The organism is Aquabacterium humicola, from assembly GCF_030167915.1.
Lineage (GTDB): Bacteria > Pseudomonadota > Gammaproteobacteria > Burkholderiales > Burkholderiaceae_C > Pseudaquabacterium > Pseudaquabacterium humicola.
In genome coordinates this window covers 74,583-92,223 of sequence record NZ_JARGNB010000004.1, presented here as the reverse complement: position 1 = coordinate 92,223, position 17,641 = coordinate 74,583, and the positions used below count along the sequence as shown (strand labels likewise).

The 17,641-nt window shown below is 70.9% G+C and carries 13 protein-coding genes and 1 pseudogene; 8 read left to right on the top strand and 6 right to left on the bottom strand.

Features of this window, described 5'->3' with window-relative positions; genetic code table 11:
• Positions 1–13 precede the first annotated feature (13 nt).
• Positions 14–901 (bottom strand): LysR family transcriptional regulator, encoded by an 888-nt coding sequence (locus P1K89_RS19300; protein ID WP_284618127.1) that lies wholly within the window; start codon positions 899–901, stop codon positions 14–16.
• Between the two features lie 103 nt (positions 902–1,004).
• Here P1K89_RS19300 and P1K89_RS19295 point away from each other — a divergent pair, with 103 nt between their 5' ends.
• Complete coding sequence (locus P1K89_RS19295; RefSeq protein WP_284618126.1) at positions 1,005–1,865, top strand: alpha/beta hydrolase; 861 nt, start codon at positions 1,005–1,007, stop codon at positions 1,863–1,865.
• 152 nt (positions 1,866–2,017) lie between these two features.
• Entirely contained in the window at positions 2,018–3,493 is a 1,476-nt protein-coding gene (locus P1K89_RS19290) for a M20 family metallopeptidase (protein ID WP_284618125.1), read from the top strand.
• Between the two features lie 69 nt (positions 3,494–3,562).
• Here the strand turns inward: P1K89_RS19290 and P1K89_RS19285 are convergent, their stop codons facing one another.
• Positions 3,563–3,916: a DUF4148 domain-containing protein gene (locus tag P1K89_RS19285; RefSeq protein WP_284618124.1), complete on the bottom strand. Its 354-nt coding sequence runs from the start codon at positions 3,914–3,916 to the stop codon at positions 3,563–3,565.
• Positions 3,917–4,171: 255 nt separating this feature from the next.
• On the opposite strand from P1K89_RS19285, the gene P1K89_RS19280 reads away from it, so the two are divergent.
• Entirely contained in the window at positions 4,172–5,209 is a 1,038-nt protein-coding gene (locus P1K89_RS19280) for a LysR family transcriptional regulator (protein WP_284618123.1), read from the top strand.
• Here P1K89_RS19280 and P1K89_RS19275 read toward each other — a convergent pair.
• Positions 5,196–6,257 carry an aminoglycoside phosphotransferase family protein gene (locus P1K89_RS19275; RefSeq protein WP_284618122.1) on the bottom strand — a complete coding sequence of 354 codons (1,062 nt, stop codon included), beginning with the start codon at positions 6,255–6,257 and terminating at the stop codon, positions 5,196–5,198. The genes P1K89_RS19280 and P1K89_RS19275 overlap by 14 nt on opposite strands.
• Positions 6,258–6,465: 208 nt before the next feature.
• On the opposite strand from P1K89_RS19275, the gene P1K89_RS19270 reads away from it, so the two are divergent.
• The 3 genes from P1K89_RS19270 (at position 6,466) to rsmA (ending at position 11,105) form a co-directional block, all read left to right on the top strand.
• Positions 6,466–8,844: an LPS-assembly protein LptD gene (locus tag P1K89_RS19270; protein ID WP_284618121.1), complete on the top strand. Its 2,379-nt coding sequence runs from the start codon at positions 6,466–6,468 to the stop codon at positions 8,842–8,844.
• An 85-nt stretch (positions 8,845–8,929) separates the two neighbouring features.
• Positions 8,930–10,225 carry a peptidylprolyl isomerase gene (locus P1K89_RS19265; RefSeq protein WP_501040106.1) on the top strand — a complete coding sequence of 432 codons (1,296 nt, stop codon included), beginning with the start codon at positions 8,930–8,932 and terminating at the stop codon, positions 10,223–10,225.
• A gap of 103 nt (positions 10,226–10,328) precedes the next feature.
• Complete coding sequence (gene rsmA, locus P1K89_RS19260; protein ID WP_284618119.1) at positions 10,329–11,105, top strand: 16S rRNA (adenine(1518)-N(6)/adenine(1519)-N(6))-dimethyltransferase RsmA; 777 nt, start codon at positions 10,329–10,331, stop codon at positions 11,103–11,105.
• A gap of 244 nt (positions 11,106–11,349) precedes the next feature.
• Here rsmA and P1K89_RS19255 read toward each other — a convergent pair.
• The 3 genes and pseudogenes from P1K89_RS19255 to P1K89_RS19245 form a co-directional block, all read right to left on the bottom strand.
• Positions 11,350–11,739 (bottom strand): annotated as a pseudogene (locus P1K89_RS19255) (barstar family protein); the annotation flags it as partial.
• 46 nt (positions 11,740–11,785) lie between these two features.
• Positions 11,786–12,172, bottom strand: a complete 387-nt coding sequence (locus P1K89_RS19250) for a guanyl-specific ribonuclease (protein WP_439898009.1) — start codon at positions 12,170–12,172, stop codon at positions 11,786–11,788.
• 287 nt (positions 12,173–12,459) lie between these two features.
• Positions 12,460–14,754 carry an NADP-dependent malic enzyme gene (locus P1K89_RS19245; protein ID WP_284618117.1) on the bottom strand — a complete coding sequence of 765 codons (2,295 nt, stop codon included), beginning with the start codon at positions 14,752–14,754 and terminating at the stop codon, positions 12,460–12,462.
• A 122-nt stretch (positions 14,755–14,876) separates the two neighbouring features.
• Here P1K89_RS19245 and P1K89_RS19240 point away from each other — a divergent pair, with 122 nt between their 5' ends.
• Positions 14,877–16,940, top strand: a complete 2,064-nt coding sequence (locus tag P1K89_RS19240) for a sensor histidine kinase (RefSeq protein ID WP_284618116.1) — start codon at positions 14,877–14,879, stop codon at positions 16,938–16,940.
• 32 nt (positions 16,941–16,972) lie between these two features.
• On the top strand, positions 16,973–17,641 hold the full coding sequence (locus tag P1K89_RS19235; protein ID WP_284618115.1) for a response regulator transcription factor: 669 nt from the start codon (positions 16,973–16,975) through the stop codon (positions 17,639–17,641).

The following is a 17,641-nucleotide window of genomic DNA, read 5'->3' as shown; positions in this document are numbered from 1 at the left end:
GCGGCGGCCCGGCTCATCCGTCCGCCGTCACCGCCTTGAACGCCGCCAGGAAGTCGGCCACCGGCCGCGTCGAGCGCTGGCCCTGCGGCAGCAGCGCCCGCACCTCGACCGGCACCTCGGGCAGCAGCGTGCGCACGTGCAAGCGGTCGCTGGTGCTGGAGCGCGCGGTGAACGAGTCGATGATCGCCGGGCCGAAGCCCTGCTCGGCCAGCAGCATCGCGATGTGGTGGGTCTGCACGGTGATGCCGGCGCGCGGCGCCAACCCCAAGCGCGACCACTGGTCGGCGAGCGCCGCGCCGAGCGGGTCGCGTTCGTCGATGCGGATGAAGGGCGCGCGCAGCAGCTCTTCCAGCGCGACGGTCTGGCGGCGGTCGGCGCGCGGCGTGCTCACCGGCGCCACGCACACCAGTCGGCCGGTGGCCACCACTTCCTCGTGCAGCGCCGGGTGCGGCAGGCTGCCGTAGACGATGCCGACGTCGCCTTCCTGCAGCGCAATCGATCGAACGATCTCGCGCGTGTGCAGCGTCTGGATGGACACCGGCAGCTCGGGATGCTTCTTGCGGAATCTTTGCAGCGCCGCCGGCAGCGCATGCACGGCGAGCGAAGGCACGATCAGGATGCGCAGCTGCGCGCCTTCGCCCTGCCTCAGGGCCAGCGCGAGCCGGCGCACCGATTCGAGCTGCGACATCAGTCGCTGCACTTCGGGGTACAGCGCCTGCGCTTCGCTGGTGGCCACCAGCCGGTTGCGCTGGCGGGTGAAGAGGGCATAGCCCAGTTGCAGCTCGGCGTGCTGCAGCGTCTGCGTGACCGCCGGCTGGGAGACATGCAGCAGCCGCGCGGCGGCGCTGGCGCTGCCGGTCAGCATGATCGCGTTGAAGACCTCGATGTGCTTGAGTCGCATGCGCCGCAGCGTAGAGGCAGCGGCGCCGCGCGCCAAGCCTTGTCGAGGTCGCCGGTGCGTCCGGGCCGGGGCGAGGCGTCCGGCTGCCTACACTCCGGCTCCCATGCACTCCTCCACCCTGCAAACCGCCGACGGCCTTCCGCTGCACCTCAGTCACTGGCCGCTGGATGGCGGCGCACCCGCGCGCGGCACCGTGCTGATCGTGCACGGACTCGGCGAACATGCCGGGCGCTATGCGCATGTCGCGTCCCACCTCAATGCCAACGCCTGGAACGTGGTCGGCTACGACCACCGCGGCCACGGCCGCTCCGGCGGCGCGCGCGGCGCGCTGGCGCATGCCGACAGCCTGCTCGACGACCTCGCGCGGGTGATCGATGCGGTGAAGGCGGCGCACCCGGGGCCGCTGGTGCTGCTGGGCCACAGCCTGGGCGGGCTGATCGTCGGCCGCTTCGTCGCCGAGGGCCTGGCGGCGCAGCCGGCGGCGTGGTGGCGGCTGGTGGATGCGCTGGTGATGTCGTCGCCGGCGCTGGATCCCGGCATGAACGTGGCCCAGAAGGCGCTGCTCGCCGTGCTCGGGCCGCTGGCGCCGAACCTCGCGGTGAACAACGGCCTGAACCCGGCCTGGGTGTCGCGCGATCCGGCGGTCGTGAAGGCCTATGTCGACGATCCGCTGGTGCACGACCGCATCACGCCGCGGCTGGCGCGCTTCATCGTCGACGGCGGCGAGCTGGTGCGCCAGCGCGCCGGCGCCTGGACGCTGCCGACCGCGCTGCTCTATGCCGGCGCCGACCGCTGCGTCGCGCCGCGCGGCAGCGATGCCTTCGCGGCCGCCGCACCGCGCGGCGTCGTGCACAGCAAGCGCTACGACGGCTTCTCGCACGAGATCTTCAACGAGCCCGAGCAGCGCGAAGTGCTGGGCGAGCTGTCGCGCTGGCTGGTGCCGCACGGCGCGCTGAGCGCCTGAAACGAATGCCCGCGCTGAACGCCTGAAGCGAATGCGCGCGCTGAACGCCTGAAGGGCATGGACCTGCGGCGCCCACGGGCGGGCGCGCAGGCCTAAACTCCGCGATCCATCCCCTGAGGGCAGCCGGTGCTGCCCGTGGAGCCACAAGCACCATGAACGCCCGCGACCCGCTGCTGCCGCTGCAGCCCGACGAAGCCACCGCGCTCGGCACCTTCGCCGACCGCCGCTGGGACGAAGCCATCGTTCCCGCGCTGACCGAGTACATCGGCGTGCCCGCCAAGAGCCCGATGTTCGACAAGGACTGGCAGTCGCACGGCTACCTCGACAAGGTGGTGCGCGACGCGGCCGCGTGGGTCGAGAGCCGCAAGGTCGCCGGGCTGAAGCTCGAGGTCGTGCGCCTGGAGGGCCGCACGCCGGTCATCTACTTCGAGGTGCCGGCGACGAAGGCGGGCTCGACCGACACGGTGGTGATGTACGGCCACCTCGACAAGCAGCCCGAGTTCAACGGCTGGCGCAACGACCTCGGGCCGTGGACGCCGAAGTACGAGAACGGCCTGCTCTACGGCCGCGGCGGCGCCGACGACGGCTACGCGGTGTACGCCGCGGTGACGGCGATCGAGGCGCTCGACGCACAGGGCCTGCCGCGCCCGCGCATCGTCGGCCTGATCGAGAGCTGCGAAGAAAGCGGCTCCTTCGACCTGCCGGCCTACCTCGATGCGCTGCGCCCGCGCCTGGGCAACGTGAGCCTCGTCGTCTGCCTCGACTCCGGTGCCGGCAACTACGACCAGCTGTGGCTGACCACCAGCCTGCGCGGCCTGGTGTCGGGCGTGCTGAAGGTCGAGATCCTGACCGAAGGCATCCACTCGGGCGACGCCAGCGGCGTCGTGCCGTCGAGCTTCCGCATCCTGCGCCAGGTGCTGGACCGGCTGGAGGACAGCAAGACCGGCCGCCTGCTGCCCGACAGCTTCCACTGCGCCGTGCCGGCCGACCGCGTCGAGCAGGCGCGCGGCGCGGCCGCGACGCTGGGCGACGAGGTCTGGAAGCGTTTCCCGTGGGCCTGCGGCGCCGACGGCGCGAGCGCGCTGCCGACGACCACCGATCCGGTCGAGGCGCTGCTGAACCGCACCTGGCGGCCGACGCTGTCGGTGGTCGGCGTCGAAGGTTTTCCCGAGCTCGGCAATGCCGGCAACGTGCTGCGGCCGTACTCGGCCTTCAAGCTGTCGCTGCGGCTGCCGCCGCTGGTCGACGGCCACGAGGCGTCGATGAAGCTGAAGGCGCTGCTGGAGGACAACGCGCCGTACAACGCGAAGGTCACCTTCCATCCGGACGGCCGCGCCGGTGCGCTGGGCGCTAGCGGCTGGAACGCGCCGTCGCTGGCGCCGTGGCTGGAGAACGCGCTGAACGCCGCGTCGAACGCGCACTACGGCGCGCCGGTCGGCTACATCGGCCAGGGCGGCACGATCCCGCTGATGGGCATGCTGCAGCAGGGCTTCCCGCAGGCGCAGATGATGGTCTGCGGCGTGCTCGGGCCGAGGAGCAATGCCCACGGCCCGAACGAGTTCCTGCACGTGCCCTACGGCAAGCGGCTGACCGCCGCGGTCGCGCAGGTCATCGCGGCGCACCCCTGACGCGCCCCTGCCGCGCCCCTGCCGCGCCCCTGATGCGCGTCGGGTGCGCGCGCGACAGCGGCGCGCCGATCAGCGGCGCGCGACGTTGGACGAGTCGACGGCGCGCTGCACGGCGCGGCCACGGGTCGTGCCGTCGAACACCTCGCCCGCCGGCAGCAGCGTGCCGGCGGCGCGCGCGGCCAGCACCTCGGCCTTGACGGCCGAACGCGCCACGGCGTAGGTCGGCACCACCGACGGCGCGGCATCGCGCTCGCCGGCCGGCTGCAGCTGATGCAGCGCATGGGCGACCTGGACATCGGCCTTGACCTGGGCGCGCGTCATCGTCGATTGGAAGGGCGTGGTGTCGATGGTGGGATCGTCGGCCAGCGCGGCACCGGAAGCGAAGGCGACGGCGGCGGCGATCAGCAGGGAACGGGTTTGCATGACAAGACTCCTGAGGGGTGAGGCCGGGGCCGTGCGGCATGCATCGGCCTGGCTGAACTCTAGAAATCGGACCCTGTCGCGACGAGTGCGCACTGCGCTGGCAGCGAGTGACGGCCTTCACTCGATGGCGACGGGGTTCGGCCTGGGATGAACTCTAGGCATTCGCGTATTGCGAATAAATGCCGAGATGCTCAACAGGCCATTGCCGATCGACGAATAATCGTGGCCTGTCCCACCGCTGCTCGGAGCGCATCGATGGACCAACTCAAGGCGATGCGGGTGTTCGCCCGCGTGATCGACGAAGGCGGCTTCGCCGCGGCGGCGCGGGCGCTGGACGTGGCGCCCGCGGTGGTGACGCGGCTGGTGGCCGAGCTCGAGGCCCACCTCGGCGCGCGCCTGCTGAACCGCACGACGCGGCGCATCGCGCTGACCGAGGTCGGCGACGCCTTCCTCGAGCGCACCCGGCGCATCCTCGGCGAGATCGAGGAAGCCGAGGCGCTGGCCGGCGCGGCGACCAGCGATCCGCGCGGCCACCTGCGCGTGCTGGTGCCGCCGGCGCTGGCGGTGCACCAGCTCGCGAAGCACCTGCCGCGCTTCCACCACAAGTACCCGCAGGTCACCGTCGAGCTGCATTCGCCGGGGCCGGTCGAGACGCTCGACGAAGCCTTCGACCTGACGCTGTTCAGCGCGCGCCGGCCGCTGGCCGGCGGCGACTTCGTCGCGCGCCGCCTCGCGCGCACCGAGGTGATCCTGTGCGCCTCGCCTGAGTACCTGGACCGCCGCGGCCGCCCGCTGCACCCGAGCGAGCTGGCGCAGCACGACACGCTGCTGCCGCCGATCTCCGAGCTGCAACGCGGCATCGACTTCCACCGCGGCCACTGGGGCGACGACGAACCGGCCGGCGAAATGGTCACGCTGGTGCCGCAGCGGCCGGTGCTCTCGACCTCGCACACCGACACGATGTACGCCGCGGCCCTGCACGGCCTGGGCATCGCCGGGCTGCCGTCCTTCCTGATCGAGGACGCGCTGCTGGAACACGCGCTCGAACGCGTGCTGCCCGAATGGGGGCTGTTCTCGATGACCCTGTGGGCGGCGATGCCGACGCGCAAGCACGTGCCGGCGCGCACGCGCGCCTTCCTCGACTTCCTGCTCGGCGTCTTCGGCGGCGAGGACCGCGACCCCTGGCTGGCCGCCGCCGGCTGCGAGACGCGTGCGTACAGCGGCTGCGCGGCCGCGAAGGCCGCCGGCGAGCCGCCGCGTCAGCCGGAAGCCGGCACCGTCAGCGCAGCGTGAAGCCGGTGGCCGTCAGCGGCCCGGTCATCGGCTCGATCAGCCGCACCAGCGGCTTCAGCTCCGAGTAGCGCAGCGCGACACGCGTGGCGTAGGCGAAGAAGCGGCCGAGGTCGGCGCTGTAGCGCGGCTTGCCGTCGCGGTGCTTCAGGCGGCAGAAGATGCCCAGCACCTTCAGGTGCCGCTGCAAGCCCATCCACTCCAGCGCGCGCCAGCATTCGCCGAAGTCGTCGCCCATCGGGTGATCGCCGAAGAGGCCCGCCGCGCGCGCCTGCTGCCACCAGCGCACCGCCCAGTCGATCTCGCGCTCCTCGTCCCAGGACAGGAAGGCGTCGCGCAGCAGCGAGGCGATGTCGTAGGTGATCGGCCCGCGTACCGCGTCCTGGAAGTCGAGGATGCCGGGATTCGGCGCGGTGACCATCAGGTTGCGCGGCATCCAGTCGCGGTGCACCGCGACCGTCGGCTGCGCCAGCGCGCTCTTCACCAGCAGATCCGTGATCCGGGTCCACTGCGCGCGCTGCGCGTCGGTCCAGGTCAGGCCGTATTCGCGCTCGACGCACCAGTCGGGGAACAGCGCCATCTCGCGCTGCAGCAGTGCCTCGTCGTAGCCCGGCAGGCCGGTGGCGTCGACGCGCTGCTGGAACTGCACCAACGCGCCGATCGCCTCGCGCATCAGCCGGTCGGCGGCGGCGCCGTCGTCGCGCTGCACTTCGTCGAGGTAGAGCGTGCGGCCGAGGTCCGACAGCAGCAGGAAGCCGGCCTCGGCATCGCAGGCCAGCACCGCCGGCGCATGCAGGCCGGCGCGGCCGATGCGGCCGGCGATGTCGACGAAGGGCCGCACGTCTTCCTGCGGCGGTGGCGCGTCCATCACGATCAGCGAGCCGTTGGCGCCGTGCAGGCGGAAGTAGCGGCGGAAGCTGGCGTCGGCCGACGCCGGTTCGAGGCTCGCGAGCTCGAGCCGGTGCTCGGCGCACAGCGGCGTGATCCAGCGCAGGAAGGCGGCTTCGCGGTCGGCGCTGGGCCAGACGATGGGGGCAGGGGAAGCAGACATGCGAGGCCGGGCTCAGGCGCCGGGAGCGCTCGTGGATAATCGATCGATTCTACGAATCGGCCGCGCCGGGCCGCGCCGGGACCACCCCCGACGCCCGCCGTTTGCTGAGTTCCCGACGCGCGCCGTGGCGCGCATTTCATTGGTCGCGCGCCGTGGCGCGCATGTCGCGCCAGCCCGGATCGCCTTGCCCGCTCGTGCCCGTCCCCCGTTGCGCCGCCGCCGTCGCCTGAGCCTGCAGGCCGTGCCGCTGGCCGTGCTGGCGCTCGGCGCCGGCGCGCAGGCGCAGACACCCGCTCCGGCGGCAGCCGCCTCCGCCCCGGCGCCGGCCGCGTCCGAACCGCTGGCGCTGAAGCCGTCGACCTCCCTGGCGCCCCCGCCGCGCGGCGACCAGGTCCGCCAGCGCCCGGTGATCCTGCAGGCCGACGTGCTGCGCGCGCGGCCGGACCTCGACGCGATCGCCGAGGGCGACGTGCAGTTCCGCCGCGCCGGCACCTTCATCCGCGCCGACCGGCTGACCTACGACAGCCCGGAGGACCTCGCGATCGCGCGCGGCGGCGTGCGCATCGAGCGCGAGGGCAGCATCTACCGCGGCCCCGAGCTGCAACTGAAGGTGCAGCGTTTCGAGGGCTTCTTCCTGCAGCCGGAGTTCGAGTTCACGCAACTCGGCTCGGGTGGCCGCGCCGACCGCGTCGACTTCATCGACTCGTCGCGCTCGCGGCTGAGCAACGCGGTCTATTCCAGCTGCCCGCGCGACGGTTCGCAGGACCCCGACTGGCTGCTGACGACCAGCCGCATCCGGCTCGACATGGATGCCAACGAAGGCATCGCCGAAGACGCGGTGCTGCGCTTCCTCGGCGTGCCGATCCTCGGTGCGCCGATCCTGAGCTTCCCGCTCAGCGACGACCGCAAGACCGGCTGGCTGCCGCCGGACATCGGCCTGTCCAGCCGCAGCGGCTTCGAGTTCGGCGTGCCGTACTACTGGAACATCGCGCCGAACCGCGACGCGACCTTCACGCCGACCATCCTGACGCGGCGCGGCGCCGCCGGCTCGGCGCAGTTCCGCTACCTCGAGCCGCACGATCGCGGGCTGCTGCACCTGGACCTCCTGCCGCGCGACCGCGTTGCCGAACGTTCGCGCCATGCGTGGACCTTCGAGCACGACGGCGAGCGCCGCGACTGGCGCTACAAGGCGTTTCTGTTCCGCGTCTCCGACGACGCGTACTGGGAGGACTTCCCGAAGCAGATTCGCAGCTTCACGCCGCGCCTGCTGCCGATGGACTTCTCGGCCGAGCGCCGCTTCGAGACGCCGATCGGGCCCGGCCTGGCCTACACCCGCCTGCTGCACTGGCAGGTGCTGACCGCCAAGGACCCGACGGCCGGCATCATCGCGCCGTACCAGCGCAGCCCGCAGATGGGCCTGAAGCTCGAACCGGCGCTGCCGGGGCGGATCTACGGCGTGCTGGAGACCGAGCTCAACCGCTTCACGCGGCCGGAAGTCGGCGGCGTGCGCGACGACGAGCTCACCGGCTGGCGCGCGCACGCGCTGGGCCAGCTGAGCCGCCGCTTCGGCACTGCCGGCTGGTGGCTGACGCCGAAGGTCACGGTCAATGCCGCCAGCTACGCGACCGACCAGGCGATGAGCGACGGCCGCACGCATGCCAGCCGCGTGATCCCGACCTACAGCGCCGAGGGCGGCATGATCTTCGAGCGGCCCAGCCGCTGGTTCGGCCAGCCGATGCGCCAGACGCTGGAGCCGCGCCTGCTGTACTCGAACACGCCCTACCGCGACCAGAGCCGCCTGCCGAACTTCGACTCGGCCGACCGCGACTTCAACCTCGTCACGCTGTTCGACGACAAGACCTTCTCCGGCATCGACCGCGTCGCCGATGCCCACCAGCTCACCGCCGGCGTGGTCACGCGGCTGGTGCACGCGGCCAGCGGCGCCGAGCTGCTGCGCCTGGGCCTCGCGCAGCGGCTGCTGTTCCGCGACCAGCGTGTCACGGTGCCGCCGGCCGGCCAGCCGCTGACCCGGCGCGTCTCCAACGTGCTGCTCGACGGTGCGACCTCGCTGCTGCCGAACTGGACCTTCGACGCGGCGCTCGAATACAACCCCGACACCCGGCGCACCGTGCGCTCGAACGCCACCGTGCTGTACCAGCCGGGCCCGTTCCGCACGATCAGCGCGAACTACCTGCTGACGCGCGGGCTGTCCGAACAGCTGGCGATCGGCTGGCAATGGCCGGTCTACCGCGGCCAGGCCAGGCCGGTCGGCGCGTCCGGCGGCTGCGGCGGCACGCTGTATGCCGTCGGCCGGGTCAACTACAGCCTGCAGGACAGCCGCGTCACCGGCTCGATCGTCGGCGTGGAGTACGACGCCGGCTGCTGGATCGGCCGCCTCGTTGCCGAGCGCCAGTCGACCGCCAGCAACCGCGCGACCACGCAACTGTCGTTGCAACTCGAACTCGTCGGTCTGTCCCGCCTGGGCTCCAACGCGTTGCAGGTGTTGAAGGACAATATCCCCGGCTACCGCCTGCTGCGCGATCCGCACGGCGTGCCCCCTCCGATCTCCGCGCAGAGCGGCCCCTAAGCGGCCACACACCGCGGCCTCACAGCGGCCCCCATCCATGAACCAGCTTCACTCCCTTCTCCGAGCCGGTGCCCGCGCGACGCTCATGCTGGCCCTCGCGGCGGCGCTGCTGCCGGCGCAGGCGCAAGGCGCCCGCAGCGCCGCATCCGGCGCTTCGCGCAACGGCGACTACATCGTCGCGGTGATCAATTCCGAGCTCGTCACCGCCTTCGAGCTCGAGCAGCGCCTGGCGCGCACCCGGGCTGATGCGCAGCGCAGCAATGCCCGCCTGCCGCCCGACGACCAGCTGCGCCAGCAGGTGCTGGACGCGCTGATCGACGAACGCGTGCAGAGCACTTACGCGCGCGAGAACGGCCCGAAGATCGACGACCAGGAGCTCGAGCGCGCGGTGGCCAACGTCGCGTCGCAGAACCAGCTGAACCCGACGCAGCTGCGCGAGCGCATCCGCGCCGAGGGCATGGACTACACGCGCTTCCGCAACAACCTGCGCGACCAGATGCTGGTCGAGCGCGTGCGCGAGCGCGAGGTCACTGCCCGCATCCGCATTTCCGACGCCGACATCGACCGCGTCGTCGAGCAGCAGCGCAGCGAAGCGGCGGCGGACGTCGAGCTGAACATCGCACAGGTCCTCGTCACCGTGCCCGATGGCGCCAGCGAAGCGGTGGTGGCCGAGCGCCGCGCGCGCATCGAGCAGGCCGCCGCGCGCATCCGCGCCGGCGAGGATTTCGGCAAGGTCGCGCGCGAGCTGTCCGAGGACGGCAACCGTACCAACGGCGGCGTGATCGGCAAGCGTTCGGCCAAGCGCCTGCCGGACCTGTTCGTCGACGCGGTCAAGGGACTGTCGGCGGGCCAGGTCACGGCGCAGCCGGTGCGCAGCGGCGCCGGCTTCCACCTGCTCAAGCTCATCGAGCGCAGCGAGGGCGACGCGTTCAAGGTGACGCAGACGAATGCGCGCCACATCCTGATGCGGGTGTCGGACCGCTCGTCGCAGCAGGCGGTCGCCAACCGGCTGGAGCAGTTGCGCCGGCAGATCGAGCGCGGCGAGCGCAAGTTCGAGGATGTCGCGAAGGAGCTGTCCGAGGACGGCAGCGCGCCCAACGGCGGCGACCTCGGCTGGACCTCGCCCGGCAGCTTCGTGCCCGAGTTCGAGGAAACGATGAACAAGCTGCCGGTGAACGGACTGTCGGCGCCGGTGGTGTCCCGCTTCGGGGTGCACCTGATCCAGGTGGTCGGCCGCCGCGACGTCGCGGTCGACCCGAAGCAGGTGCGCGAACAGGCTCGCAACATGCTGCGCGAGCAGCGCTTCGAGCAGGCCTACCTCGACTGGACCAAGGACCTGCGGCTGCGCGCATACATCGAGATGCGCGAGCCTCCGCAGTGATGATGGCCCACCCCCGTAGCGACTTCGTCGCCTCCCCCTCAAGGGGGCGCCCCCAGCGGCCCGGCAGAGCCGGTTCCGCGGCGGCCGCTTGGGAAGACCCGCGTTGAACCAGCGTGCCTCGTTGCGGGCGCACATCCCGCGCAAGCGCTTCGGCCAGCATTTCCTGGTCGACGAGGCGCTGATCGACGCCATCGTGCGCGAGATCGCGCCCAAACCCGGCGAGCCGCTGGTCGAGATCGGTCCCGGTCTCGGGGCGCTGACACAGCCGGTGCTCGAGCGCTGCGGTGCGCTGACGGTGATCGAGCTCGACCGCGACCTCGCGGCGCGCTGGCGCCAGCGGCAAGGCGTCACCGTGATCGAGGCCGACGTGCTGACGGTGGACATCGGCGCATTGGCCGATGCCGCCGGCCAGCGGCTGCGGCTGATCGGCAACCTGCCGTACAACATCTCGACGCCGATCCTCTTCCACCTGCTGCGCTGGGCCGATCGCGTGCGCGACCAGCACTTCATGCTGCAGAAGGAGGTCGTCGACCGCATGGCGGCGGGCCCCGGCGGCAAGGATTTCGGCCGGCTGTCGGTGATGCTGCAGTGGCGCTATGCGATCGATACGCGGCTGGACGTGCCGCCCGAGGCCTTCGACCCGCCGCCGCGCGTCGATTCGGCGGTGGTGCGCATGGTGCCGCTGGCGACGCCGCCGGCGCTGGACGAGGCGCTGCTGTCGGAAATGGTGACGGTGGCCTTCTCGCAGCGCCGCAAGCTGCTGCGCCACACGCTCGGGCGCTGGCTGGAGCAGCGCGGCTTCGCCGGAACCTTCGACGTGCAGCGGCGCGCCGAGGAGGTGCCGGTGTCCGAGTACGTCGCGCTGGTGCAGGCACTCTGAGCCCGTGCTCTGAGCGCGTGCCCAAGCGAAAGCGGCCCCGCAGGGCCGCTTCTTCAGCGTGGGGCGCGCGCCGTCAGGCGGCGTTGAGCCACATCGCGGTGTCGAACGCGCTGCTCATCATCGGCATGTTCATGCCGAAGTTCGGGTTCACGCCGTTCTTCGACACCGCCTTCGGCGCCGGCTTCTCGGCCGGGACGGGCTCGGCGCGCTCCCAGGCGCTGACTTCGGCGCCGCGGGCGACGGCGAAGGAGTAGAAGCAGCGGAAGGGCACGCGGCGCTCGGCCCAGAAGTCGGCGGCGTCGCGGAAGACGTCGAGCAGCTGCTCGCGCGCCTCGCGGTCGAACTTCGCGCTGTCGGGCAGCTGTTCAAGCACGACGACGAAGCCCGGCTGGGACCCGGCGCGGTGCACGAGGTCCGTCATGCAGTCGAACAGCGCGTCCAGGTTCTTGCCGAAGTGGGCCGGGAACAGGAAGGACTCGGCAATCTTCTCCAGCACGTCCTGCTTCGATTGCGCATCGACCAGGTTGGCGTAGAGGAAATGCTGGCCCGCGCCTTCGGCAGCCTGCATCAGGTCTTCGACGCGATAGGCGCGAATGGCCTGGACGATGTTGGGACGGACGGTCTGCAGCAGCATGGTCGCGATCCTCCGAATGTCAGAACGTGGTTCTAGGTCTCGCCGATCACTGCGCGATGAGCTTGAAGCTCGCGTAGTGGTCGTCGGTGTAATAACAGGCTTCAGGGCGAATCGGTGGACTGCCGCCGCACACGATGCGCCGGGCGCCGCGATCACGCGACCCGGGTGTTCGCACCGTGTATTCACGGTAGTAGCCCCGCTCGCGCCGTGGCAGCAGCCGTTCACGATTGCCGAACACCGTGCCATCCTTGCTGTAAGGAAAGGGGCCGCCGGCGTGGATCAACCGATGCGTCTGCTGAGCCTCGGCCGGCAGGGCGGACACGGCGACCGTCGCCGCGTCCTCCACCGGTTTTTTGGCTTGGGACCCGCCGCCGGCGATTGCCGACAGCACGATCAACGAAGCGAGCCCTAACCTTCCGACTGTTGCTCTCATCGATGACCGACCGGCCCAAACCACGGGATTACCCTGAACTCTGAGGGCAGCATGGTACCGGAAGGCCCCCACGAACTCAAGCCGGCTGCCTCAATTTTGGGCACTGGCCAGTGGAATTGAGTGTGCGCTCACAATCGAGGAAACATCAGATATTCCGCCGTTTTCACGCTTGTCAAGAGCGAATGGGCGGAATGCTCGAAAACACCATCGCGGGAATCCGGGGGGATTGCACCACGATGGTGAATTGCGGGATCTGATACTCCTGCTGCGCCGCAGCAGGGCCAGGGTCAGCGCGCCGCGTTGGCGTCGGCGACGGTCAGCGCGGTCATGTTGACGATGCGGCGCACGGTCGCCGAGGGCGTCAGGATGTGCGCCGGCTTGGCCGCACCCAGCAGTACCGGGCCGATCGCGATGCCGCCGCCGGCCGCCGTCTTCAGCAGGTTGTAGGCGATGTTGGCGGCGTCGATGTTCGGCAGCACCAGCAGGTTGGCTTCGCCGGTCAGCGTCGAGCGCGGCATCAGCTCGGCGCGGTACTTGGCGTCCAGCGCCGCGTCGCCGTGCATCTCGCCGTCGACCTCCAGCCAGGGTGCGAGCTCGCGCACCAGGCCCAGCGCTTCCCGCATCTTCAGCGCCGAGGGCTTGTCGCTGGAGCCGAAGTTCGAATGCGACAGCAGCGCGGCCTTCGGCTGCACGCCGAAGCGCAGCATCTCCTCGGCGGCCAGCACGGTGATCTCGGCCAGCTGCTGGGCGCTGGGGTCGTAGTTGACGTGCGTGTCGACCAGGAAGACCTGCCGGTTGGGCAGGATCAGCCCGTTCATGCAGGCGTAGGTGCCGACGCCGGCGCGGCGGCCGATCACCTGGTCGATGTGCGTCAGGTGCTGCTGCGTCGAGCCCCAGGTGCCGCAGATCATGCCGTCGACCTCGCCCTTGTGCAGCAGCATGCTGGCGATCAAGGTCAGGCGCCGGCGCATCTCGATCTTCGCCAGCTGCTCGGTGACGCCCTTGCGCTCGGTCAGCTGGTGGTAGGTCTGCCAGTAGTCCTTGTAGCGCGGGTCGTCGTCGATGTTGATGACCTCGTAGTCCTTGCCTTCCTTCAGGCGCAGGCCGTACTTCTCGATGCGGCGGCGGATGATCGCCGCCCGTCCGACCAGCCACGGCTTGGCCAGGCCCTCGTCGACCACCACCTGCACCGCGCGCAGCACGCGCCGGTCCTCGCCCTCGGCGAAGGCGATGTTCTTGCGCTCGGCCTTCTTCGCGACGCTGAAGATCGGCTTCATCGTCTGGCCCGATGCGTAGACGAAGCTCTGCAGCTTCTCGCGGTAGGCGTCGTAGTCGGTGACCGGTCGCTGCGCGACGCCGGAGTCGGCCGCGGCCTTGGCGACCGCCGGCGCGATCATCATCATCAGCCGCGGGTCGAAGGGCTTCGGAATCAGGTACTCGGGGCCGAAGCTGGAGCTCGCGCCGCCGTAGGCATTGGCGACGACATCACTCTCCTCGGCCTGCGCGAGTTCGGCGATCGCATGCACCGCGGCGATCTCCATCGCGTCGGTGATCGTCGTCGCACCGCAGTCGAGCGCGCCGCGGAAGATGTACGGGAAGCACAGGACGTTGTTGACCTGGTTCGGGTAGTCGGTGCGGCCGGTGGCCATGATCGCGTCATCGCGCACCGACTTGACGTCCTCCGGCATGATCTCGGGGTTCGGATTCGCCAGCGCGAAGATCAGCGGCTTGGTGGCCATCGACTTGACCATCGCCGGCTTCAGCACGCCGCCGGCCGACAGGCCCAGGAACACGTCGGCATCGGCGATCACCTCGGCGAGCGTGCGCATCGAGGTTTCCTGCGCGAACTCGGCCTTGTCCGGGTCCATCAGCTCCGTGCGGCCCTGCCAGACGACACCGGCGAGGTCCGTGACCCAGATGTTCTTGCGCGGCAGCCCCAGCTTCAGCAGCAGGTTCAGGCAGGCCAGCGCCGCGGCGCCGGCGCCGGAGGTGACCAGCTTGATCTCGTCGATCTTCTTGCCGGTGACCTTCAGTCCGTTCATCAGCGCCGCGCCGACGACGATCGCCGTGCCGTGCTGGTCGTCGTGGAAGACCGGGATCTTCATGCGCTCGCGCAGCTTGCGCTCGACGTAGAAGCAGTCCGGCGCCTTGATGTCCTCGAGGTTGACGCCGCCGAAGGTGGGCTCCAGCGCGGCGATGATGTCGACCAGCTTGTCGACGTCCTTCTCGTTGACCTCGATGTCGAAGACGTCGATGCCCGCGAACTTCTTGAACAGCACCCCCTTGCCTTCCATCACCGGCTTGGACGCCAGCGGGCCGATGTCGCCCAGGCCGAGCACCGCGGTGCCGTTGGTGATCACGGCGACGAGGTTGCCGCGCGAGGTGTAGCGGAAGGCGTTCGCCGGGTCGGCGACGATCTCCTCGCAGGCCGCGGCGACGCCCGGCGAATAGGCCAGCGCCAAGTCGCGCTGGTTGAGCATCTGCTTCGTGGCGGCGATCGCCACCTTGCCCGGGGTCGGGAACTCGTGGTATTCGAGCGCGGCGCGGCGCAGTTCGGCGCGCTTTTCTTCGTAGCTGGGCATCGTCGGGACACTCCACGGGCAGGGGGGCACGGATTCTAGGAGTGTGGCCGTGCACGATGACCGCTCGCATGCGCGAAACTGCGTAGCGAAACCGTTCCGCAGCGCTTGACACTGGCGCTGCCATGAGAGACGACTTGCCACGCAGCATGAGCTTCGGCCCCCGACGCCGCTGGCGCCGCGCGCTGCTGTGGACGGCGCTGGTGATGCTGATGCTGGTGGCGCAGACCCTGCTCGTCGCGCTGACCGTCAGCTACGAATCGAGCCGCACGCAGGAGCTCGCCGAGGAGACCGCGACGCTGGTCGCCGCCGAGATCCGCCAGCGTGCGCAGCTGGTGCTGCAGGGCCTGCAGGCCCTGCACCGCCGCCACGCCGACCGCCAGGCCTGGCAGACGGAGGCTTCGGCGCTGCTGCAGACGCACCGCGAGATCGTGCGCATCGAGCGCCGCGACACCGGCCTGCGCATCGACGACGCGGCCGATTCGCCGTACCGCGACCCGCTCTTCAGCCGCTGGCCGCGCGCCGAGATGGACCTCGAGACGGAGGTTGCCTGCGCGTCGGCGCGGCGCACGATGTCGCCGGTGTTCTCGCGCAGCCAGTTCGTGCCCCAGCACAACGGGCTCGGGCTCGAGGTGGTCGATGTCTGCGTGCCGCTGCAGGAGGCGGGGCAACTCGTCGGCTTCGGCGTCGCCAGCATCGCGCTGACCGCGCTGCTCGACGAGCTGCGGCCGCCGGAGTTCGCGCGCCGCCACGAGATCTCGTTCGTCGAGGCCGACGGCACGCGGCTGGCGCGATCGGGCGCGGTGCGCGGCGCGGGCGTCTATGTGGCCGACCGCGTGGTCGATCTCGCCGGCACCAGCCTGCAGCTGCGCGTCGATGCGGTCGAGCGCCGCCCGAGCCTCATCCCGAACCTGGCGACCGCGCTGGTGCTGGGCCTGTCGCTGGGCCTCTTCGTCGTCGTGCTGCTGCTGGTGCGCGATGCGCGCCGCCGCGCCGCCGCCGAAGAGGCGCTGGCCGAGGCGCTGGCCTTCCGCCGCGCGATGGAGGACTCGCTGATCACCGGCCTGCGCGCCCGCGACCGCGACGGCCGCATCGTCTACGTCAATCCGGCCTTCTGCCACATGGTGGGCTTCAGCGTCGACGAGCTGAAGCAGGCGACCGACCCGCCGTACTGGCCGCCCGAACACGTGCCGCTGTACCGCCACCGCCAGGCGCAGCGCCTGGCGCCCGACTCGATCGCCGAGCCGGCACGCGAGGGCTACGAGACCGTCTTCATGCGCCGCAACGGCGAACGTTTCCCGGTGATGGTCTACGAGGCCCCGCTGGTGGACCGCAGCGGCCAGCACACCGGCTGGATGAGCGCGGTCGTCGACCTGTCGGCGCAGCGCAAGGTCGAGGACCTGTCGCGCCAGCAGCAGGAGCGGCTGCAGGCCACCGCGCGCCTGGCCTCCGTCGGCGAGATGGCGTCGCTGCTGTCGCACGAGCTGAACCAGCCGCTGGCGGCGATCGCCAGCTACGCGACCGGCTCGCTGAACCTGCTGGACGACACGCCGCAGACCAACCAGCCGTCGCTGCCGCCGCTGCCCCCCGAGGAGCTCAACGGCATGCTGCGCCAGGGCCTGCAGCGCATCGCCGAGCAGGCCGAGCGCGCTGGGCGGGTGATCAAGAGCGTGCACGACTTCGTGCGGCGCCGGCACCAGGCGCACGAGGTCATCGCCGCCGACGCGCTGATCGAATCGGTGCTGCCGCTGGTGCGGCTGCAGGCGCGCAAGAGCGGCGCGCGCATCGAGATCGACATCCCGCAGCCGGTGCCGCGGCTGAAGATCGACCGCACGATGGTCGAGCAGGTGCTGCTGAACCTGGCGCGCAACGGCATGCAGGCGATGGAGTCCGACGCGACGCCGCTCGAGCGCCGGGTGCTGACGCTCAAGGTACGCGTCGTGCAGGGCCGCTGGGCCGCGTTTTCGGTCAGCGACGCCGGCCCCGGCATCGCGCCCGAGGTCGGCCAGAAGCTCTTCACGCCGTTCTTCACGACACGCAACGAAGGCATGGGCCTCGGCCTGTCGCTGTGCCGCACGGTGATCGAGCAGCACGGCGGCGCGATCGACTTCGAGTCCGGCAGCGACGGCGGCACGACCTTCCGCTTCACGCTGCCGCTGGCGCAGACGCGGGCGGAAGTGCCGGCATGAGCAACGATGAGTGGCGTGTACCATCGGCCGCCATGCAGCCCGCAGCGCCGCCGCTCGGCATCCCGATGGTCTACCTCGTCGACGACGAGGCGGTGGTGCGCGATGCACTGGCCTGGCTGCTGCGCTCGCGCCGGCGCCTGTCCGAAGGCTTCCCGAGCGCCGATGCCTTCGAGGCCTGGCTGGCCACGCGCGACGTCGCCGGCGGCACCTGGCCCGATGCACCCTCCTGCCTGCTGCTGGACGTGCGCATGCCCGGCACCAGCGGCCTGCAGCTGTTCGACCGGCTGGTCGAGCGCGGCATCATCGAGCGCCTGCCGGTGATCTTCCTGACCGGCCACGGCGACGTGCCGACCGCCGTCGCCGCCGTCAAGCGCGGCGCCTTCGATTTCGTCGAGAAGCCGTTCTCCGACAACGCGCTGGTCGACCGCGTCGAGCAGGCGCTGCTGACCAGCGGCGAAGCGATCGGCAAGCTGCGCCAGCGCCGCCAGGTCGAGCGTTCGGTGGCCGACCTGACCGACCGCGAGCGCGACGTGATGTACCGCGTGATCGAGGGCCTGCCGAACAAGCTGATCGCCGATGCGCTGGGCATCAGCGTGCGCACCGTCGAGGTCCACCGCGCGCGCATGTTCGAGAAGATGAACGTGCGCTCGGCCGTCGAGCTGACGAACCTGCTGCGCGAGCACCAGTCCCCGGCCGGCTGA